The organism is Pygmaiobacter massiliensis, assembly GCF_900199435.1.
In the GTDB taxonomy this organism is placed as follows: Bacteria; Bacillota; Clostridia; order Oscillospirales; family Ruminococcaceae; genus Pygmaiobacter; species Pygmaiobacter massiliensis.
Window position 1 is genome coordinate 1,199,914 of the sequence record NZ_OAML01000003.1, and the last position, 20,841, is coordinate 1,220,754.

At 49.2% G+C, this 20,841-nt stretch carries 20 protein-coding genes and 2 other RNA genes; 14 read left to right on the plus strand and 8 right to left on the minus strand.

All coding sequences use genetic code 11. From position 1 onward, the window contains the following. Positions 1 to 87: 87 nt before the first annotated feature. A complete protein-coding gene (locus C1A11_RS10245; RefSeq protein WP_102050367.1) occupies positions 88 to 1,620 on the plus strand; it encodes a putative polysaccharide biosynthesis protein in 1,533 nt (510 codons plus the stop codon). On the opposite strand, the gene C1A11_RS10250 is transcribed toward C1A11_RS10245, so the two are convergent. Together C1A11_RS10250 and C1A11_RS10255 are read right to left on the minus strand one after the other, a co-directional pair. Next, positions 1,604 to 2,677, minus strand: coding sequence for a hypothetical protein (locus C1A11_RS10250; RefSeq protein ID WP_102050368.1), 1,074 nt, complete (start codon positions 2,675 to 2,677; stop codon positions 1,604 to 1,606). The two genes, C1A11_RS10245 and C1A11_RS10250, sit on opposite strands and share 17 nt — an antisense overlap. Positions 2,678 to 2,952: 275 nt before the next feature. Next, a complete protein-coding gene (locus C1A11_RS10255; RefSeq protein ID WP_102050369.1) occupies positions 2,953 to 3,519 on the minus strand; it encodes a uracil-DNA glycosylase in 567 nt (188 codons plus the stop codon). 273 nt (positions 3,520 to 3,792) lie between these two features. On the opposite strand from C1A11_RS10255, the gene pduL reads away from it, so the two are divergent. The 7 genes from pduL (at position 3,793) to ssrA (ending at position 8,206) form a co-directional block, all read left to right on the plus strand. Further along, complete coding sequence (gene pduL / locus C1A11_RS10260) at positions 3,793 to 4,359, plus strand: phosphate propanoyltransferase (protein WP_102050370.1); 567 nt, start codon at positions 3,793 to 3,795, stop codon at positions 4,357 to 4,359. Between the two features lie 160 nt (positions 4,360 to 4,519). Further along, positions 4,520 to 4,618, plus strand: an RNA gene (gene ffs, locus C1A11_RS10265) — signal recognition particle sRNA small type. A 62-nt stretch (positions 4,619 to 4,680) separates the two neighbouring features. Further along, positions 4,681 to 6,249 carry a DNA polymerase III subunit gamma/tau gene (dnaX, locus tag C1A11_RS10270; RefSeq protein WP_102050371.1) on the plus strand — a complete coding sequence of 523 codons (1,569 nt, stop codon included), beginning with the start codon at positions 4,681 to 4,683 and terminating at the stop codon, positions 6,247 to 6,249. Positions 6,250 to 6,299: 50 nt separating this feature from the next. After that, complete coding sequence (locus C1A11_RS10275; RefSeq protein ID WP_102050372.1) at positions 6,300 to 6,647, plus strand: YbaB/EbfC family nucleoid-associated protein; 348 nt, start codon at positions 6,300 to 6,302, stop codon at positions 6,645 to 6,647. A 26-nt stretch (positions 6,648 to 6,673) separates the two neighbouring features. Continuing rightward, entirely contained in the window at positions 6,674 to 7,273 is a 600-nt protein-coding gene (recR, locus tag C1A11_RS10280) for a recombination mediator RecR (RefSeq protein ID WP_102050373.1), read from the plus strand. A 76-nt stretch (positions 7,274 to 7,349) separates the two neighbouring features. After that, positions 7,350 to 7,820 (plus strand): SsrA-binding protein SmpB, encoded by a 471-nt coding sequence (gene smpB / locus C1A11_RS10285; protein ID WP_102050374.1) that lies wholly within the window; start codon positions 7,350 to 7,352, stop codon positions 7,818 to 7,820. Between the two features lie 37 nt (positions 7,821 to 7,857). After that, positions 7,858 to 8,206, plus strand: a transfer-messenger RNA (tmRNA) gene (gene ssrA, locus C1A11_RS10290). A gap of 53 nt (positions 8,207 to 8,259) precedes the next feature. Here the strand turns inward: ssrA and C1A11_RS13845 are convergent. Then, on the minus strand, positions 8,260 to 8,625 hold the full coding sequence (locus C1A11_RS13845) for a site-specific integrase (RefSeq protein WP_180950317.1): 366 nt from the start codon (positions 8,623 to 8,625) through the stop codon (positions 8,260 to 8,262). 130 nt (positions 8,626 to 8,755) lie between these two features. Between C1A11_RS13845 and C1A11_RS10295 the strand changes: the two genes are divergently transcribed. The 4 genes from C1A11_RS10295 (at position 8,756) to C1A11_RS10310 (ending at position 12,458) form a co-directional block, all read left to right on the plus strand. Next, a complete protein-coding gene (locus C1A11_RS10295) occupies positions 8,756 to 9,787 on the plus strand; it encodes a hypothetical protein (protein WP_102050375.1) in 1,032 nt (343 codons plus the stop codon). A 262-nt stretch (positions 9,788 to 10,049) separates the two neighbouring features. Continuing rightward, positions 10,050 to 10,217 (plus strand): DUF4177 domain-containing protein, encoded by a 168-nt coding sequence (locus C1A11_RS10300; protein ID WP_180950318.1) that lies wholly within the window; start codon positions 10,050 to 10,052, stop codon positions 10,215 to 10,217. 476 nt (positions 10,218 to 10,693) lie between these two features. Further along, on the plus strand, positions 10,694 to 11,833 hold the full coding sequence (locus C1A11_RS10305) for an MFS transporter (RefSeq protein WP_278335987.1): 1,140 nt from the start codon (positions 10,694 to 10,696) through the stop codon (positions 11,831 to 11,833). Between the two features lie 157 nt (positions 11,834 to 11,990). Further along, on the plus strand, positions 11,991 to 12,458 hold the full coding sequence (locus C1A11_RS10310) for a nucleoside deaminase (RefSeq protein ID WP_102051068.1): 468 nt from the start codon (positions 11,991 to 11,993) through the stop codon (positions 12,456 to 12,458). 75 nt (positions 12,459 to 12,533) lie between these two features. On the opposite strand, the gene C1A11_RS10315 is transcribed toward C1A11_RS10310, so the two are convergent. Beyond that, complete coding sequence (locus C1A11_RS10315; RefSeq protein WP_242965907.1) at positions 12,534 to 13,127, minus strand: TetR/AcrR family transcriptional regulator; 594 nt, start codon at positions 13,125 to 13,127, stop codon at positions 12,534 to 12,536. Between the two features lie 191 nt (positions 13,128 to 13,318). Between C1A11_RS10315 and C1A11_RS10320 the strand changes: the two genes are divergently transcribed. Then, positions 13,319 to 15,400: an efflux RND transporter permease subunit gene (locus C1A11_RS10320; RefSeq protein ID WP_102050377.1), complete on the plus strand. Its 2,082-nt coding sequence runs from the start codon at positions 13,319 to 13,321 to the stop codon at positions 15,398 to 15,400. A gap of 6 nt (positions 15,401 to 15,406) precedes the next feature. After that, positions 15,407 to 17,638 carry a hypothetical protein gene (locus C1A11_RS10325; RefSeq protein ID WP_102050378.1) on the plus strand — a complete coding sequence of 744 codons (2,232 nt, stop codon included), beginning with the start codon at positions 15,407 to 15,409 and terminating at the stop codon, positions 17,636 to 17,638. 177 nt (positions 17,639 to 17,815) lie between these two features. Here the strand turns inward: C1A11_RS10325 and hcp are convergent, their stop codons facing one another. From hcp to C1A11_RS10345, 4 genes are all read right to left on the minus strand, one after another. After that, complete coding sequence (hcp, locus tag C1A11_RS10330; RefSeq protein ID WP_180950319.1) at positions 17,816 to 19,408, minus strand: hydroxylamine reductase; 1,593 nt, start codon at positions 19,406 to 19,408, stop codon at positions 17,816 to 17,818. Positions 19,409 to 19,438: 30 nt separating this feature from the next. Continuing rightward, positions 19,439 to 19,780 carry a cupin domain-containing protein gene (locus C1A11_RS10335; RefSeq protein ID WP_102050379.1) on the minus strand — a complete coding sequence of 114 codons (342 nt, stop codon included), beginning with the start codon at positions 19,778 to 19,780 and terminating at the stop codon, positions 19,439 to 19,441. Positions 19,781 to 19,798: 18 nt separating this feature from the next. Next, the gene (locus C1A11_RS10340) at positions 19,799 to 19,984 is read right to left on the minus strand and encodes a ferredoxin (RefSeq protein ID WP_102050380.1); all 186 of its coding nucleotides are present in this window, start codon (positions 19,982 to 19,984) and stop codon (positions 19,799 to 19,801) included. A 76-nt stretch (positions 19,985 to 20,060) separates the two neighbouring features. Further along, complete coding sequence (locus tag C1A11_RS10345) at positions 20,061 to 20,762, minus strand: 4Fe-4S binding protein (protein ID WP_102050381.1); 702 nt, start codon at positions 20,760 to 20,762, stop codon at positions 20,061 to 20,063. Positions 20,763 to 20,841 lie beyond the last annotated feature (79 nt).

Genomic DNA, 20,841 nt, shown 5'->3' on the forward strand with positions numbered 1-20,841 from the left:
CAGATGTAAAGAGCTCAGCGGGCTGTGGTGAAGGCAAACGCTTTTCTGCTTTGGCAGAAACAGATTGCGTAAAATGGGGGAACAGCATTGAAAAAACGGTTGTTTGTAGAAAATGCAATGTTGCTGACGGTGACCTCTCTGCTACTGCGGGTGGCGGGAATGTTTTTCCGCATTTACATTGCAAATAAGGTTGGCGACGAAGGCATGGGCCTTTATCAGCTGATCTTTAGCTTGTACAATTTCGGCATTACTCTGGCAACCACCGGCGTTTCGGTAGCGTCTACCCGTATGGTGGCAGAATGGCTCGCCCGTGACGGGGGAAACCCGCGCCAGTTGGCAGGCCGGGTGGTGCGGTACAGTTTACTCGTAGGCGGCGCAGCGGGCGTGCTGCTTTATGTAAGCGCAGAGCCTGCTTGCACGATGCTTTTGCAGGATGAGCGCGCCATTCTGGCCGTGCGCATTTTGGCCCCGAGCCTGCCGTGCATGGCGGTAGGTGCAGCACTGCGCGGGTGTTTTTCGGCTTGCCGCAATGTGCGCAGTTCTTCTGGCAGCCAGATTTTTGAACAGATTGTCCGCATTGCGCTTGTGGCGTACTTGTTGCCGCGTTTTCTGCCGTACGGCGTATCGATCGCCTGTGCAGTTATCGTGGTGGGCAATACCGTGTCGGAGTTCTTGTCCGCGCTTTACATGGCGATTAGCTGGAAGCGGTATGTTGCCAAAATGGGCAGCAAACCCGCGAAAGCGCTGGAGCATCCGCTGCGCGATTACGCTGCAATGAGTGCGCCGGTTACCGCAACACGCGGTATCGGCAGCCTACTGGTGACCGCGGAAAACATGATTGTTCCCGCTTGTCTTGCTTCTTGGTTTGGTGAGAGAGCGGCGGCACTTTCTGCATTTGGCCAGTTAAAAGGTATGGCCATGCCGGTTCTCTTTTTCCCATTTTCGTTTTTGGCAACCATCTCCACTTTGCTTTTGCCCGAGATAACCGAGGCCCACGCAAAAAACGATACCAAAGGACTCGAGCGGCTGGTACGTTCCACCATGCTGGTCACCTCGCTGGTATCGGTGCTGATGGGCGGACTTTTTACTATTTTTTCTGCCGAACTGGGGCAGGCGCTCTACCATTCGGAGGAGATTGGCTTTTACCTGCGGGTGATAGGTCCATTGGCACCGCTGATGTACTTAGAAAGTATGGTCGACGGCATCTTGCGCGGCCTTGGCGAACAGATTGCGACTTTCCGGTACAGCGTTTGCGATTCTTGTCTGCGCATTGCGGGTACGTTGCTGCTGGTGCCGCGTTTTGGCATGGCTGGTTTCTTGTTTGTAATGCTCTACTCTAACCTGTTTACCAGCGTTCTGAATTTGCTGCGCATGCTGCGGGTGACCGGAATGCGCTATGACTGGTCGCTTTGGGCAATTAAGCCCTGCATTTCGCTTGCGGCAGGATTTATCGCTTACCGGTTTGTGCTGCTGCCGCTCGTCGGCGCGGCGATGGGCCTTGTCGTACGGCTCATCGCCGGCATGCTGACGGTCGGTATCTGCTATCTGCTGTTCTTGTGGCTGACGGGTTGCATCTCGAAAGAAAAGCTGGAAGCCTTTCGTCCTAAAGCGAAGCGATAATTCGCTCGGTAATGCGGTCAATCTCAGCAAAATCAGCGGCAGAGGTATAATGCTTTTCAAGCAGGTCGTGGCTTGCTTTCGCTTCTTTTTGCAGTGCACTGGCCTGCTCAAGCAGTTCTTCGGCAGCGCGGCGGTTCCAGCGCAGACGGCTGCGGTAGCCGGCGAGCGTTTCTTTGTTGCAGAAGCGGCGGCAATGAATGGTGCGGGCGCCCTCAAACGGCTGCGATAAGAAATAGTTGCCGGTGACAAAAGCAAGCGACAAATCGGGCAAAATCAAGTGCTCGATTTTATCCCACGGTGCAAACGGGCAGTAGCAGGTAATCACGTTGTGACCACGTGCTAATGCTGCATCATGCAGGGTGCGCAGAATGGTTTTGCTAACAGCGCCAAATTCGTCTTGCAACACGATGATGTTGTCAGCCAGCTTTTTGACTGTGTCGGCATAGAAGAGAACGCCATCTGCCATATTGGCAGAAAGCAGACGCAGCTGTTCGTCGCCGCCGTTGCCGTTTTTGGGGAAATACTTCAGTGCAAGGTGACCCGCAAAAGCTTTAGCTGCGGGAAGGTTTGCCGTAGAACCGGCGATGCGCATGCTGTCGGTTAGCAGACTGCCAGCAGCGGTGATGTAACGCCCGGCCCGCTCTTGCAGTGTGCTGCATTTGGTGAAAAGATCCACCACATCGCTTTGTGCGTCGTGTAGCTTGCCGCGGTCCAAACAGTCATACAGGCTGATGATTTCTTCTGATGCCCCGGGATAACGCGGCTCAAGGGTGTGGGGCGCGGTAGCGTCCACAATGCAGAACTTGCGATTCATGCAGATGACGCCATCCAGCGAGTCGGGGTCAGAAGAGCAGTGGATGAACTCCACCGTTTCGCCCGCGGCGACCAGTGCGTCGCTGATGCGATGCATCATTGTGGATTTGCCGCAACCGGGGCCTGCTTTAATCAGCAGCGTACGCCACCCAGATTTAACCGCCAATACCTGGTCGAAATATCCGGTGAAGCCACCCGGGGAGACTGCACCCAGAAGAAAATCCAGCTTTTGCTTTTCGTCCAAAACAAATCACTCCTTTTTGGACGCAAAAGCCAGTTGTTTTATTGGTTTCCGACTTTTGCGTTTTGTGTCCCATCGTATTCCGAAAAAGCAAAATGTGTTACAAGGAATGCTTTCAAAAAAGCAGAAAACAGGTGGGAAAAGCCTCTGAAACCCAAAGAAACGTAAAAGAGGAACAATATTTTAAACCATAGGGCCTCGACAATCTTTGATAAAAACAAAATATCCGTGCAAGAAAACTCTCTTGCACGGATATTTGTTTGAGTCAGAATCAATGGTTAGTAAGTGTGGTCACACACTTCTTTGATTTTTTCACGCAGGGCGGCAAAATCTTCAAAAGCAATCGGTTTATTATTGGGGTTGCGCAAAAGCGCGGCCGGGTGAAATGTGCCCATGAACAGTACGCCGTCTTTTTCAATAAACTGCCCGTGTTCTTTGGTTACCTGAAAGTCGGGGCGAATAATCTGCTGTGCGGCAATGCGGCCCAAGCAAACGATAATCTTCGGGCGAATCAGGCGAAACTGCTCTCTCAGCCAGGGCAGGCAGGCTTCACGTTCTGCCGGCTGCGGGTCGCGGTTTTGCGGAGGACGGCATTTGATGGTGTTTGCAATATAGATGTTCTTTTCGCGGTCAAGGTCGATTGTGTGTAGGTAAGAATCCAGCAGCGCACCGCTGCGACCCACAAACGGCAGACCCTGCTCGTCCTCGTTTTGGCCAGGGGCTTCTCCGATAAAAAGCACTTCAGCGTCCTCTGCGCCGGTGCCGAATACCACATTTTTGCGGGTTTCGCACAGAGCGCAGCGAGTGCAGGTAAGACATTCCTGTTTGAGTGTTTTGAAATCCATGATATTGATCCTTTCTATTGCAACATGCAGGTAGTTGGTAAGTAGAAATGCCGCACCTGCAAGAAGTGAAGATAAAAGAGTGAGATTGCATTTTTAGGGAATTCTAATAGGGGAATATGCAAAGATGCAAGGGCAATCTGTGCAAAAAAATCCTTTAATTGTCATTGTTTTCCGGCTCATTCCCTTATTTTGTTTATTGTAACATATTTCCCTTGAATTTTTAAGAAGGAAAGTTTACAATTAAGGTGTAAATTAGAGAAGGAGGTTTTTCTTATGGAAAAAACTTTTATTGTGGAAACTTCTGCGCGTCATATTCACGTTACGCGCGAGGCTCTCGATGTTCTTTACGGTAAAGATTACAAACTTACTCCGAAAAAGAATCTTTCTCAGCCGGGCCAGTTCGCCTGCGAAGAGAAAGTTACCGTTATCGGCCCCAAAGGTGAGCTGAAAATGTCCATCCTGGGACCTGAGCGCCCCTACAACCAGGTTGAAGTATCCAAAAGCGATGCTCGCACCCTGGGCCTTGATCCGGCCATCCGTGAGTCCGGCGACCTCGCTGGCACCCCGGGCTGCAAAGTAGTTGGCCCCAAAGGCGAAATTGAGATGAAAGAGGGCGTCATCGTTGCGCTCCGTCATGTTCACTTCCCCCCGAAAGATGCTGAAGAGTTTGGCGTGAAAGACAAAGAAATCATCAAAGTTGCTTGCGGCGGCGAAGGCCGTACCCTCATCTTTGACGACGTTCTGGCACGTGTTTCCGAGACTGCTGGCCTTGCAATGCACATCGACACCGATGAGAGCAATGCAGCTTATGGCGCATCTATCGGCTATATCGTTCGCTAAATTAAGCGTAAAACAGGCTCCTTTTATGGAGCCTGTTTTCTTTTTTGTCTTGCTATTTTGTGCAGTTTCGGTTATAATTATAACGTTGCAGGCAAAGCAAGCCTTTTGCCGCGCAGCATGAAAAGACACGGGGCAGGGAAAATTGTGCCTTAAATACGGAGCGTTGGCCCTGTGCGATGAAGGGCCATGAACCATGTCAGGCGGGGAACCGAGCAGCATTAAGTGGTTTTCTTTGTGCGCCGCAGCAAGCCTGCGCTTCGTATTTAACGCATAATCCAGGCTCGGTGTTTTTTCATATTAGCCGTTAAGGAGGCGAAGAGAATGCATCATGCACTTTACCGCAAATACCGTCCCAAAACCTTTGCGGACGTATTTGGCCAAAAAAGCATTACGGAAGCGCTCAAAAATCAAATCGCTTCCGGCAAAGTGGGTCATGCATATATCTTTACCGGTACGCGGGGCACCGGCAAAACGACCTGTGCTAAAATTTTTGCACGTGCGGTCAACTGTCTGGATCCGCAAGACGGCGAGCCCTGCGGTGTGTGTGCCAACTGCCGCGGATTAGAAGAAGGCTCTATCCTGGATGTTGTAGAAATCGACGCAGCATCGAATAACGGCGTCGACGATATCCGAGATTTGCGCGATGAGGCGGTGTATACGCCGACCAACTGTAAATACAAGGTTTACATTGTGGATGAGGTGCATATGCTATCGACCAGCGCGTTCAATGCGCTGCTTAAAATTATGGAAGAGCCTCCGTCCCACGTTATCTTTATCCTTGCAACCACCGAGATTCACAAGGTTCCGGCCACGATTCTTTCTCGCTGCCAACGCTATGATTTTGGGCGCATTCGTCCCGAAATTATTGAAGAGCGGCTGACCATTGTGGCAAATGAGGAGAATATCCCGGTGACCCCCGAAGCAAAGCGGCTGATTGCGCACCTTGCAGATGGAGCGCTGCGCGATGCGCTTTCGATTTTGGACACCTGCGCTTCGGCAACGGAAGAAGCTGTGGATGAGCCGCTGGTGCGGCGCATGGCAGGCGTAACCGATAAAAGCTATTTGTTTTCGCTTTCTGATGCAGTGAAAGAACAGGATGCAGCCAAAGCAATTTTGCTGGTGGCAGAGCTGCGCGAAAAGGCGATTGATATGAAGCGGCTTTGCGAAGAGCTGATTCACCACTACCGCAGCTTAATGCTCGCGGCTGCCAATGCGGCGGATAGCACCGGTGCACCTGACGCTGCGCTGGCAGAGCGCTATAAAAAAGAAGCTGCAGAAATCCCCCTGCCGGTGGCGCTGAATGCGCTGCGAAAGTTGGGTGATTGCCTCGACCGTATGGGCCGCGGTACCGACCCGCGTATTGAGCTGGAACTTTGCTTGGTAGGGCTTTGCACACCGCAAGCAGCCCCTGTGGCAGCTGCGCCGGCCGTGGCAAAGGCCGCATCTAAAGCGGAGCGTGTTGTTGCACCGCCCGTGGCTGACCGTCCCCATTGGGAGCAAGACGTTTCATCCGAAGAGATTGCAGCGGCAAAGCCTGTAAAGGCCGCTGCAAGTGTTCCAGAAGGGGTACAGCCTTGTTCGTTTTGGCAGCAGGTGATAGATCTTGCGCAGGAACAGGATAATATGGTATATGGATTCATCAAAAACACCCGTGCATATGTGCAGGAAAAACGTGTTTTGATTGACGGTAGCCCGCTGTTCCTCAGCTTTATGCGGGCAAACAAGGATTCCGCAGAGCGCATCCGCCGCCTGATTGAACAGGTGACCGGCGAAAAATATGCCCTAGGACCTTATGAAAAGAAAAAAGGTGCTGCAAGCACCGTGGATGATAAAGCGGAAGAGACTTTCCGCATGCTGCGCGAAAACGGCGTACCAGTCGAATTCAAATAAATGGGAATCATTTCCCGACTAGATTTTAACTTTAAAGGAGACAATCAATTATGAAAGCAAGACTTCCTCAGGGCTTTGGCAAACAGGACCGCGGTGCCATTCTTGCCCAGTATCAGCAGATGCAGCAGAAAATGGAAGATTTGACCGCAGAGCTGGAAGCTCGCGAGCATACTGTTACCGCAGGCGGCGGCCAGATTGAACTGACCATGGACGGCAAGTACGAAGTCCGCGGCGTTAAAATCAAACCCGAAATGGTTGATCCGGACGACGTCGAGATGCTGGAAGACCTGATTGCAGCAGCTGTAAACGAGGGTGTGCGCGTTGTACGTGATACCCAGGAAACAGAGATGGGTGCACTGACCAGCACTATGGGTCTGCCCGCAGGTTTTGGCCTGTAATTTTGCCATAAAAGGAGTCAAACCGTATGTCTGCCAATGCAGCGCCGCTGGAAAAGCTGATTGAACAATTTGCAAAACTGCCCGGGATCGGACGCAAAGGCGCTACCCGTTTGGCTTATCAAGTTTTGGGCATGCCCAAAGCGGAAGCGCTGGAGTTTGCACAGGCGATTGCCGATGCACACGAAAAGCTGCACCGCTGCAAGCAGTGCCAAAACTTTACCGATGCCGAGCTTTGCCCGGTGTGTGCTTCGACTACGCGGGATAAAACGACCATCTGCGTGGTCGAAAGCCCACGTGACGTGACCGCATTTGAACGCACTCGCGAATATAAAGGCTCTTACCATGTGCTGCATGGGTTGATTTCGCCCATGGATGGCATCGGCGCAGAGCAGCTTACGGTAAAGGAGCTGCTGACCCGGCTTGCCACAGATGAGGTGCAGGAAGTCATTATGGCCACCAACCCCACAGTAGAAGGCGAGGCCACTGCAATGTATTTGGCAAAGCTTATCAAACCGCTGGGCGTTAAAGTAAGCCGGCTTGCCTATGGGCTACCGGTCGGCGGTACGCTGGAATATGCAGACCCTACTACGCTGCGGCGCAGTCTCATCAGCCGTGATGAGCTGTAACAGCGTTCGACAAAGGGTCTCTTGACAGCATAATCGAAAGCGTGTATACTCAATATTCCAGAAGGGAGGGGACAGAATGGCAGAAAAAGAAGGCAACCGCGTGATTGCCGATAACCGCAAGGCGCGGCATGACTATTTTGTCCTCGAAGCGCTGGAAGCAGGTGTTGAGCTGGTAGGCACGGAAGTGAAAAGCATTCGCACAGGCTCTGTTAACCTTAAGGATTCCTGGGTAGACATTGTAAACGGTGAAATGCTGGTTATGGGAATGCATATCAGCCCATATGAAAAAGGAAACATCTTTAACCGGGACCCGGTTCGCCCCCGTAAACTGCTGGTGCATCGCCGCGAAATTGCAAAATGGAGCGCGGAGCTGAAGCAGCAGGGGCTTACCCTGGTGCCGCTGAAGTTGTATTTTAAAGGCTCTCGTGTAAAAGTAGAAGTAGGGCTGTGCAAAGGCAAAAAGCTGTATGACAAGCGAGCTTCTACCGCAGAGCGGGATGCGAAGCGCGACATCGACCGTGCGATGAAAGAACGTGCACGGACATAACCTATGCCAAAACGCAGAGTTTTCTGCGTTTTAATATGGGGATGTAAAGGTTTCGACAGGGAGAGAGAAGCCGAAGCAGCGGGTAGTGGTGGGGCCACCACTATAAAAGGCTCCAAAAAAATAGCTAACAATAATAAATTAGCAGTCGCTGCCTAATTAAGGCAGCTGTCCGACCCGGCTTTCCGCGCGCCGGGACCCGGGCATCAATTTAGCGGAGCACGTGAACGGACTTAAGCTTTGCGGACCGTCATGAACTAATGAAGCTACTAAACTGTGCAGCCTGCCAGATGGCGGCACAGCAAGGGAATGCAAACGTCTGGCTGCACCCGGAGACACTTTAGTGGATTTCTTTTTGGACACGAGTTCGATTCTCGTCATCTCCACCAAACAAAACGCCCGAAAATATAGCTTGTATAAGCCATATTTTTCGGGCGTTGTTTTATGCTTTGACCACACTTTTGACCACACTTGGGATTTTATCAGAGGTGGAAACTGAATTTGATTCTAATACTGAATCAAAAATGCTGCCCAGCTCCTTTGCTTTACGTTCAGCTTCGCCTGTTGGAAGGTTTCCATATTGGCCATAGGTGTCCCTATTTTGAGAGTGTCCAACCAAGGGCTTAACTTGTCCCTCTGAAAGATATTTGGCTATTGAAACAAAGGTATGGCGCAACTCATAAGGGGAAATATGAGCAAATCCGTTTGATTTCAGATAACGGCTCCATCTACCATAATAGGAATGTTGGCAAGTAATTTGGAACAGGCGAGTATTTAAATTCAGAGGAATACCCCAAGAACGTAACAAACCAAGCTGAGAACGGTATGATTCGAGAGCCTGCGGCGGAGTTACAAAACTGCGTAAGGTACCATCATTTTTTTGCCGCGAGTTTCTTGGTCTTTTACATTAAGAGAACGATAAAGCGCTGCAGGCCACAGTGGCACAAGAAAAAGTACCTAACCCGGTGTCTAAAGAGAGTAAAGCCTATAAGGCATTTGATAAGGGACAGCAGCGGCTAGAAGAAGCCCAAACAGGCCTATCAAATGATGAGAAGTTTGCTTATGGAGTTGGCACCAGCGTAGCACAAAACGCAGCGATGCTGCCCATGGAAGCAGTAGTGCTGGGGTCAGGCATTGCAATGATGGGTGCTCTTTCTGCTGCGGATACCGTGAGAGAAGAAACAGAAAAAGGCGCAGGCGCATCAAAAGCGATGGGCCGTGCCTTGGCATCTGGACTGATTGAAGCGGGAATAGAAAAAATCGGTTTGGATACCTTAACAGATGTAGTGAAGGGGTCTAATAAATCGGCAGTTAAAAATATAATTAAAAAAGGGTTTGAAAAAGCAGCGGGCGCCGCAGGCGGTGAGGCTGTTGCAAACATGCTATCTGAAATGACGGCAGAGGGATTGGAAGAAGTCGCGGGACACATGGCCAACTATGCCGTTGACAAAGTAAGCAAAGAGCCGGATGCCGAGTTTAGTTGGATCGAGTTGCTGCAGAACTTTGCGGCCGGAGCACTGGCGGGTGGGATCCTTGGTGCCTGTGATACCGCGGTGAACACCCTGCAAAACAAAAAACAGCAAAATGCAATTGAATTGCAAAATCAAATCAGAGAAATAAATTCTCTAAAAAAAGAAGATGCAACCGCTTTGTTCAAGACTGGAATAGGCATAAATGCCGACCCCAGCAAAGCGATTGCATCTTATGAGAGCAGTATACCACAGCTGAAGCAAAAGGCAATAGAGAATATGCCAAATGCAGAAATGAACGAGCAAACTCAGGTGAACGATAATCCGGAAACGCACACAGCACAAGAAATGAAGATTATAGCAGAGTTTAAAAACTCTGTAGATTCAGGCCTAGTAGAATATTTCAATAGTACGCTGTTGGGAAAGGCGGCTTCTTCTCCATATGTGGTATCTAGCGTGTCGAGCAGGGAAGCACAATCAAGAGCCTTACTAATCAAGTGATTCTCTCACAAGCAAATAGATATCAAGCGAAAAAAAGCAGACAACGTTTATTGCCTTGTCTGCTTTCTTTGTTATTGGCTTTTATTCCCCCTAGCCTCTCCTGCCACGCTGCAAATTCCTTTTGCCCTTGTTCACTAGGTGAAACTTGCGCATCTCTGGCACAAGAAACCGGGCAAACGATTCTATGATGGGCTGCGGAAGTTCAATATCATCATGTGGCATTGTCGCGGTAAAGGTTATTTCTATAATAAGCGGTGTTATTGTGAAAGAATATAAAATTATCAGAGTTAAAATGAGCAAAGATTTTTCTGAAGAGGAAAGTCTTATGAATACCATGGCATCGGAAGGTTGGGAAGTTGTGAGTGTTTCTCCCGATGCTCACACCAAACTAACAAGACATCTCCTCATCACATTTTCACGCGAAAAATAAATTAGAGTTAAATATATTATGAGCCGTATTGTAGTACAAGTTTAAATTACCCGATAAAGCCAGACTGACATCTACAAATACCAGCTCATACAAAAAAAGCGGCTAAAACACAGTGCTTTAGCCGCTTTTATTTAATTACAAGCAATGTAAACCTCTGCTGAAACGCTGTATTTTGTAAAAACCATGTGGCTGCGGTCGTGCAGTTTACATCTGCTTATTGGATAAAGAATGTGTTTTAAGACGAAGGAAAATGCAGGGGATAAAACAAAGACACACGATAGCTTTTTGGCTTTATCTATGATAAAATTTAAGTGTAATATTCAATGCATTTATTAGAAAACGAAAAAGAGGAGTGCTGATATGAACTGCCCGATTTAATAGCACAAACAAAGAGTGAAACACCACATATAGGTGGTGTTATTTGCTTTGCAATCAACGAATAGGGCGGTTTTATGTTAAAAAAGAATATTTACCTTATGTATGCCATTGCGCTTTTGCAAGGTATGGTTTTCTATGGCCCAATTGCAACGTTGTATCGGTTAGCGCAAGGCATTACGGTGTTTCAAATAACGCTAATCGAGAGCATATCGCTTGCGCTGTGTCTTGCACTGGAACTTCCGTGGGGCATCATTGCAGACAGAATAGGTTATAAGCGCACCATGCTGGTTTGCTGCCTACTGTTTTTTATCTCGAAGATTATATTTTGGCAGGCAACGAATTTTGCTGGTTTTTTGCTGGAGCGGCTGGTTTTGAGCGTGGTTATCTCTGGGCTGTCGGGGGTTGATATCAGCATTTTGTACTTGTCCAGTAAAAAAGAAACCAGCCAGCAAGTTTTTGGCACCTACAACAGTTTGTCCACGGTCGGGCTGTTAATCGCGGCCTTTGTTTTCTCGGTCTTTATTCGCGAAGATCATATGCTTGCAGCGTTATGCACTGTGATTTCTTATGGTACTGCTGCCATACTGGCTTTATTTTTAACAGAAGTAAAAGATACAGCGCGATGCAAAAGCCACGCTGCGAAAAATGAATGGATGAATGCGCTAAAGGCTGTTTGGAGTAACAAATACCTTTTATTGTTCTTGATTGGTGTTGCGCTTTTAAATGAAACACACCAAACGCTAACAGTATATTTCAACCAATTGCAGTATTTAAAAACAGGAATGCCGCAATTTTTCATCGGTGCTGCCTATGTGCTGGTGACGTTGGCGGGGTTGGTTTCTTCGCTTTCTTCAAAGGTTACCCAGAGAATAGGCGCAGCGAAGTTGATGGCAGGGTGCTATCTTTTTGCAACTAGTTGCTGCGTGTTGCTGGCTATTACATCTTCTGCGGTAGTCTCTGTCGGATGCATGATTACATTGCGGATATCATTCAGCTTATTTCAACCCTTGCAAAGTAAGCTGCAAAATTTACAGGTTGCCACCGAAAACAGGGCAACAGCCCTGAGCCTTTTTGCGGTGATTATCAACGCGATTGGGGTAGGCACGAATGTTGTTTTTGGCGCACTTGCAGATAGAAACATATGTTACGCTTTTATAGCGGGCGCGGTGCTCTGCTTGTTCGGTTTTATTGGGCTTAAAATTTGGTCGCGCGGCACAGAGAACAAGTTTTTAGTATAATTTAGATGGACACATGGAAAATAGCAGAGCGTCACAGCTTTGCATTTCAAAATTTCAAATCAGTATCAAACCTATGATAAAAACTTATAAAAAAGAAAAAATGGCCTGTTTGGCAGCTTCTGCGCTGTTGATTATGCCTAAAAGAGGAGTAGAACTAATGACTCAAGACGAACTTTTTATGCAAAAAGCCATCGAGCTTTCTGCCCTTGCGGTTGAACACGGTAACGAGCCTTTCGGGGCGGTGCTTGTGAAAAATGGTAAAGTGGTATACACCAACGAAAACCAAATTTACACGAAGACAGATCCCACATTTCATGCAGAGGCAGGACTGATTCGCCGCTTTTGCGCAGAAACCCAAATCACCGATTTAAGCGAATATACGCTGTATTCCAGCTGTGAACCCTGCTTTATGTGCTGCGGCGCTATGGTTTGGGTTAAGCTGGGCCGGCTGGTATATGGCGCAAGCGATAAAGAGTTATGTGCCCTGCTGGACGAAGCAGGCAGTGACTGTGCTGAGCTTGTATTCCAGAACTCGCCGTTTCGGCCGAGTGTGACCAGTGGCGTACTGCGAGAGCAGGCACTGGAAGTACTTCATAGCTATTTCAAAAGCCACAAAAAAGGCTAAGTATTTCACACGATTTAAACAAAAAACAAAAGCCCCGCTCTGGCAGAGCGGGGCTTTTTGCATTGCCAATCAAAATCAGCTTTCTAAGCTTTTGCGAATGATGCTGTAAAGTACGGGTTTCATGTTGTCAATCTTGTCCGGTCGCCCAAGCACAATAGAGGAATAACAGGTAGAGCCGCACATTTCAATGATGATGAAGATGAGCTTGAATACCTCGTCCTCTGTACGGTTTTTCATCACGGGGCTTTCACGCACATCACGCATCATACGCTCAAACAGGGGATCGTCGCATTTTGCCAAGCGGTTTTCGACCATTGGCCAGGAAAAATTACGCTCCATCAACCGCAGCACAAGTACATCGCGCTTAAAGTATTCAATAATATAGTCCACCAAAACCAACACGTTTGTGGCAAAATCTTCTGACCGGTTTTTCTCTACATGGGTATAGGCCTCAGCCAGCACTCGATAACTGATGCGGTACATCAGCGATTGCAAGATGTCCTCTTTATCGCGAAAATAAAGATAAAAAGTGCCTTTTGCCACGTTGGCTTTTTCTACAATGTCGCTGATAGAGGTTTTGCCGGTGCCTTTCTCTAAAAACAGCGCATAGGCGGCATCCAGCAGGTTCTTTTGTTTTGCTTCTTTCTTTTGGTCCAGCAGATGACTCACCGCGCATTCCCCCTTTTTTCGTAATTTTAGTATATCGCAGCAAGGCCGCGTTTGCAATCCCCGCATAGTTGACAAAAAAATCACAATAAAAATTATGACTATTGGTCACTTTGAATATTGACCGACAGTCATTTTTGGAATATACTAGCGTTCAGTGACTAATGGTCATTTCTTGGAAGGAGAAACTCGTTATGGAACGAATCGCAAAATTCATTGTAAAGCACCGCAAGTTGGTGCTGGTTGTTGCAGTGCTGCTGTTGATTCCGTCTATTATAGGCGCCGCAGCCACACGCATCAACTACGATATTCTTACCTACCTGCCGCCAGAGTTGGAATCGATGATTGGCGAGCAGAGCCTGGAAAACGATTTTCATATTGCCGCCACCGGCATGGTGACAGTGGAGGGGATGCCGACATCGCAAATCCTGAAGCTGAAAGACCAAATTGCCGAAGTAGATGGCGTATCGGACGTTTTCTGGCTCAGCGATGTGCTGGACGTATCGGTTCCAACCAGTATGCTGCCCGCAGAAGTGCAGGATATGCTGTACAACGAAGAGCACGATGCCACAATGATGGTGGTTCGGTTTGACGATGCAGCGGCAAGCAAAAGCACGATGCAGGCAGTAGCGGGCATCAAAACTCTGCTTCGTGAAAACTGCTTCTTTGGTGGCATGTCGGTAATCTTGCAGGACACCAAAGCACTGGTCGACAAAGAAATGCCAATGTATATTCTTTGCGCAGTTGGTGCAAGCCTTGTTGTTCTGTTCCTCGCCATCAAGGGTACAGTGGTGCCGCTGCTGTTCATGCTGGGGTTACTATTCCCGATTTTGTACAATTTCGGATCGAATATCTTCCTCGGACAAATCAGCTACATTACCCAGGCACTGGCCACCGTGTTACAGCTTGGCGTAACGATGGACTTTTCTATCTTCTTGCTGCACCGCTATGAAGAAGAGTGCCAGACCCACACGCCCGAAGATGCGATGGCGAAGGCCATTCAAAACACCTTTGTTTCGCTGGCAGCCTCATCCCTTACCACAATTGCGGGCTTCCTGGCACTTTGCACCATGCGGCTGACACTGGGACGCGACATTGGCATCGTTATGGCAAAAGGCGTATTCCTCGGCGTACTTTGCACAATTACCATTCTTCCGTCGTTGATTCTGTGCATGAAAAAGCCGATTAGCAAATATACGCACCGGGTTTTCATCCCGCAGCTTACCAAAACCAGCCACAAAGTAGTGGCGCACCATAAAATTATTCTGGCAGTTTTTGTTGTGTGCTTTATTCCGTTTGTGTTTGCACAGGCCAAAACCAATGTGTACTACACCTTGTTTGACAGTTTGCCGCAAGACATGACGGGCATTGTGGGCACCAACAAGCTGAAAGAAGATTTTGGCATGACGACAACCCATTTCGTGCTGGTTTCTGAAAAGCTGGAGAATAAAGAAATTACTCAGCTAAGCTCTGAGATTCAAGACATTGATGGCGTTTCAAGCGTGGTGGCAGTAGAAAAATACCTCGGTGCGGCAATTCCGGAAGATATGCTGCCGGCAGATGTTTTGGAACTGTTCCACGCGGGCGGCTACCGTATGCTGATGGTCAACTCTGCTTATGAAAGCGGCACTGATCAGTTGACCGAACAGCTTAACGAAATGAATAGCGTCATCAAAAAGGCTGACCCGAATGGATTGATTACCGGTGAAGGCGCAATGACAAAAGATTTGATTGAAATTGCAGATGTTGACTTCAAGAACGTTTCAATTGCGTCTATTGTAGCTGTCTTTGTTATTATTGCACTGTCCTTCAAGAGCCTTTCGATTCCGGTACTGCTGGTTGCGGCAATTGAAAGTGCTATTACCATTAACATGGGCATTCCGTACTTTTCGGATACGACATTGCCGTTTATCGCCAGCATCGTTATCGGTACGATTCAGCTGGGCGCTACAGTTGACTATGCAATTTTGATGACCACGCGTTTCCGTGAAGAACGACGCGCCGGACGCAATGCCAAAGAAGCAGCGCAGATTTCAGTTGAGCGTTGCAGCCAGAGTATTCTTACCAGTGGCCTTACTTTCTTTGCGGCAACTGTGGGTGTTTCTGCCATCTCTCGCATGGAACTGTTACAGAGCATCTGCCTGCTTATCTCGCGTGGTGCTTTAATTAGTATGTTCGTGATTCTGCTGATTCTGCCCTCGCTGCTGATCCTGCTGGATCCTATTATCAAAAAAACAACCATTCGCTGGATTTCCAAATCCAATGTAAAGGAGTAATCTGTTATGAAAAAAGCAACACGTTTTACCGCTTGTGCACTTAGTGCGGCCTTGGTTTGCCAGTCTGCACTGCCTGCATTTGCAGCGGAAGTTACAAAACACGAAACGGTTTATGTCAACCTTGGTGCCGACGGCACAATCTCTAAACAAACTGTCAGCAACTGGGTGCATGCAGATAAAGGCCTTGGCAATATCCAGGACCGTGCACAGCTTGCCGATATTGTTAACCTGAAAACCAGCGAGGTGCCGGTAGATAAAAACGGTTTTTTGCAGTGGAGCACCCAGGATCGCGACGTTTATTATCAGGGCATTTCTCAGGGGCAGCTGCCGGTTACAGTAGAAATCACCTATGTTCTTGACGGCAAAAAGGTGACCGCAGAAGAAGCCGCAGGCAAAAGCGGCCATCTGGTGATGAAGCTGGCCTTGACCAACCACGAAACCCGCACCGCAACCGTAGACGGAAAATCCCGTAAAATTGCGACTCCGTTTGTAACGGTGGTTGGCTGCGCATTACCGGTGGACAATTTTGAAAATGTCGTTGCCGACCATGGCATTGTACAAACCGACAGCTCAAAACAGATTGTGGGCTTTGTAACACTGCCCGGTGTACGCGAAAGTCTCTCTGGACTAATGACGGGGCGTCTTGATTCTTTAAACGACTACTTGTTAGACACTGTAACCATTGAAGCTGATGTAAAAAATCTGGAAGTACCCAGCTTTATGATTGCCAGCAGCTGCGACACAGACCTGCTGAAAGAGAAGAACAGCAATGGCGATTTTGACAACGTTTTTGCGAGTCTGGATGACCTTGAAACTGCAACCAATGAGCTGATTGACGGCGGCAAAAAGTTGGCAGACGGCGCAAGCGAGCTTTCGACCGGCGCAAACAAACTGGCTTCCGGTACTGGCGACCTCAGCGGTGGCGCAGCGACGCTCTCTGGCGGTTTGGCTACCCTTAACGGCAAAAGTGGGGAATTGACCGCAGGTGCACAGGCAATTGCCGACGGCATCCTTTCCAACGCTAACTCGCAACTTTCTGCACAACTGAAAGCTGCTGGATATGCTGGCGAAATTCCGGCACTTACCTATGACAATTACGGTGCTGTACTGGACTCTATTCTCGGTGCAGTAGGCACACAGGCAAAAGAAAGCGCACGCAACCAGCTCCGCGCAGCAATCAATGCAAGCGGCTCGCTGGATGAGGCAAGCGTGACCACCGTACTTTACACCGCCAACAAAATGGTTGCGGAAGGCGATAAGAGTGATTTGCCCACCCTGCTAACTGGCGCTGGCGCCAAAGCTACCAACGCGGCACAGGTGGCCGCGTTGCAGGCTGCAATAGCAGCTGCCGGCGGTTTTTACGCTGTGCCGGAGGTGCAGAGCATTCTGACAACGATGGCCATCGGCGCAATTATGCAGCAGCAGGGCTGTGATGCAGCAGCTGCGCAGCAGGCATTTGCCGCGCTGCCCGCAGACCAGCAGGCAGGGGCACTGGCCGCTGCGTTTGAAGCAACCAAAGCAATGATGGATCCCACCGGCAGCTATGATGAAGGCACTTTGCAGCTGGTGTTTGCAATCGGTGCAAAGGCATACCGCGCAGCCAACCCCACAGGATTGGACCAGGCCGCTTTTGGTGCAAGCCTTGCCGATGCGAAAAATAAGGCGCTCGACGCTCAGTTCGTTAGTGCAGCACTTGCTGCTGGCACTGATGAGCAGGTCGTTGCATATGCAGTAAGCAGTTCCGGACAGTTGGAAGGGGCAAACCAGGCCATGGCATCTCTGCGCAGCAGTTTGGATGGCGTGCGTGCCTTTATCAGCGGACTGGGTCAGTATACTGCAGCAGTTGCCGAGGCAAGTGCGGGCGCGTCGAAGCTTGCTTCCGGTGCAGCGGAGGCGAAAAAAGGCGCAGATGCACTGGCTTCTGGCGGCAAAGAACTTGCAAATGGCGCGGTTACCTTGCGCGATGGCCTCATTAAATATAACAATGAGGGCATCAGTAAGCTGACCAGCTCGCAAGAGCTGAAAAATGCGGGCACCGCAGTAAAGGTGTTAGACGAAATGCAGCAGTCTGCTGAGAGCTACCATAGCTATGCAGGTGCACCTGACGGTGCGGATGTAACCACCCAGTTTGTGATGAAAACCACTGCGCCCAAGGCAAAAGAAAAAGATAACGGCACAGCAGACAAGGCAGCGAAAAAGACCAGCTTTGTAGAACGCATTAAAAATCTGTTTGTTTGAACAAAGCAAGGCGATTTCTTGGAGGACGACTGCCGCAGCGAATGAATGCTACGGCCGGAACACCACCGCCAAACAAAAGGACACCCGGCTTTCCATTCGGAAAGTCCGGGTGTCCTTTTTTATCAAGTCAGTGCAACTGGTTGCAAAAGCAAGCTTTGTACGAAGATGCGAACAAAATTAGCCGAGCAGTGCTTTTAAATCTTCTTCCGGCGTGGTAGTGGGGGCGATGCTAAAGTTTTCGACAAGGTATGCCAACACATTGGGAGAAACGAAAGCCGGCAGTGTAGGACCAAGGCGAATATTTTTGATGCCGAGATAAAGAAGTGTCAGTAAAATGCAGACAGCCTTCTGCTCGTACCAAGAGAGCACCATGGAAAGCGGCAGCTCGTTGACGCCACAGCCGAAGGCTTCGGCAAGGGCAACAGCAACTTTGATGGCGCTGTAAGCGTCGTTACACTGGCCCATATCCATCAGACGGGGTAGACCGCCAATCGTACCAAGATCAAGGTCATTGAAACGGTATTTGCCACAGGCCAAAGTGAGAATAATGGTGTCGTCCGGTGTCTGGCGAACAAAATCGGTATAATAGTTGCGGCCCGGACGTGCGCCATCGCATCCGCCTACGAGGAAGAAATGCTTAATTGCGCCTGATTTAACAGCAGCTACTACCTGGTCTGCGACCGAGAGAACAGTGCCATGACCAAAACCGGTCATAACGGTACTGCCGCCATTGATGCCTGTCAGCAGGGTGTCTTGTGCATAGCCACCAAGCTCTAAAGCTTTTTCAATGACAGGGGTAAAGTCGCGTGGCTCTCCGATATGTACCATTTCAGGGTAAGAAACAACCTCAGTAGTAAAGACACGGTCGGCGTAACTTGCTTTAACTGGCATCAAGCAGTTGGTGGTAAACAGCACCGGTGCCGGGAGATGATCGAATTCTTTTTGCTGATTTTGCCATGCAGTGCCGAAATTGCCTTTAAGATGCGAATATTTCTTCAGCTCCGGGTAAGCATGCGCAGGCAACATCTCGCCGTGAGTGTAGATGTTGATTCCTTTGCCCTCGGTCTGTTCCAAAAGCAGCTTTAAATCATACAGGTCGTGCCCGGTAATGACGATGAAGGGGCCTTTTTCAATGGTCAGTGGCACAGTGGTGGGAACGGGAGTGCCAAAAGTTTCGGTGTTGGCTTTGTCGAGCAGCTCCATGCAGGCAAGATTCACCTTGCCGACTTCCATGACGACCGGCAGCAGTTCTTCCATACCCCAATCTTCGGCAAGCACGTAAAGTGCCTTGTAGAAGAAGGCGTTGACCTCATCGCTGGTGTAACCCAGCACCATCGCATGGTAAGCGTAAGCAGCCATGCCGCGAATACCAAAAAGAATCAAAGATTTCAAGGAGCGAATGTCCTCATTTGCATTCCACAGGCGCTTGAGGTCGTAATTGTCGGTGCTGCCACAGCGAGAAGCACAGGCAGTGCAGCCCGGTACGATGCGGCTTTTTTCTGCACTTACTTTTTCTGTTAGGGCGCGTACCGTTTCATCATTGAAGTTGACATTGGTGATTGTAGTGAAAAGCCCTTCAAGAATAATGCGGTCGGTATTCTCGGTTTTGGGATTGTTGGCGCAAGCACGGGCCAGCCCAATCAAAGCACCGGTCAGCTCATCTTGCAAATTGGCATTTGACGCGGATTTACCGCAGACACCAGCGTTGCCGGTACAGCCGGAGCAACCGGCTGTCTGCTCACACTGGAAGCAAAACATTTTTGTATCCATCTTAAATTTCTCCTTTAGTAGAATAAGCGTTTATTTGTTGTAGGGGAAAACGACCAAAAGACTCATCTTGAATTTTTCTTTTGCAAAAACAGCATGAGGTTTTTGTGCTGGCATTACAAGCGATTGCCCTGCAGCAAGTTCATAAACTTTTCCATCTACAGTAAACTGCCCCACACCTTCGAGTACGGTGACCATCGCGTCACCGGCGGAATCGTGGGTGCTGATTTCTTCGCCTGTATCAAAGGCAAACAAAGTAACGCTAACAGCAGCATTTTGCGAGAGAGTTTTGCTGACGATCTGGCCGGGCTGGACCTCCACCTGTGAGGCAAGGTCCAGCACCTGCTCATGCGCCAGATTTTTTATCATGGACATGAAGCGAGCTCCTTTCGATTAAACGGTTTCAATAGCAGCGACAGGGCAGCCAGACTGTGCTTCCAGCGCAGAGGCTTCTGCATCCGGCGCAACCTCAGCGTCTACTGCTTTTGCAAGGCCGGTGTCGGTCATTTTAAATACTTCCGGGCAGGTTGAGGCACACAGGCCACAGCCGATGCAAGCGTCATTAACAAAGAATTTCATAACAATGCTCCTTTCAATTGCCGCGTTTTGCGGTTGGGTCATGCAGAAAAGCATGACAAGAACAGTCTTCCCAAAATTATTCTAAAATTCGGCCATCAGTAGAAATGGTGACAACCTGCCAAGGGATAAATTTACCGCTTTGCTGCAAGGCAGTAACCGCAGCATGTTCAATGCCGCCGCAGCAAGGCACTTCCATACGCACCACCGTGACACTTTTAATGTCGTTTTGGCGAATAATTTCGGTGAGTTTTTCGCTGTAATCTACCGAGTCCAGTTTGGGGCAGCCAATCAGCGTTACTTTGTTGCGCATAAATTCCTGATGAAAGTTTGCGTAGGCATAAGCGGTGCAGTCTGCGGCAATCAGCAGATGGGCGCCGCTAAAGTAGGACGCATTGACTGGAGCAAGTTTAATCTGTACCGGCCATTGACGAAGCTGAGAGGTGGGCGCAGCAAAGGCTTGCACTTCCGGAGCCTCCTCGTACGAAATGGTGCGCGACTGGCTGCCCGGACAGCCGCAAGGCAGGGGGGCGGCGGCTTCTTTTTGTTTCTGGTTTGCCAGCACAGCAGCCTCGTCGTAAGCAGCGGCTTCGCGCTCCGTAAAGCTGATGGCCCCGGTGGGGCAGGCGGGCAGGCAGTTGCCAAGGCCATCACAGTAATCATCGCGCAGCAGTTTTGCTTTGCCGTTTACCATGCCAATGGCACCTTCGTGACAGGCTTTGGCACAAAGGCCGCAGCCGTTGCATTTTTCTTCATTTATCTCAATAATTTTTCGAATCATAAAAAGCACTCCTTTTTGTGTGGTTGACTTTATGCTTTGATTATAATATAATGATTCCACCATTTATGTTGTTTAAACA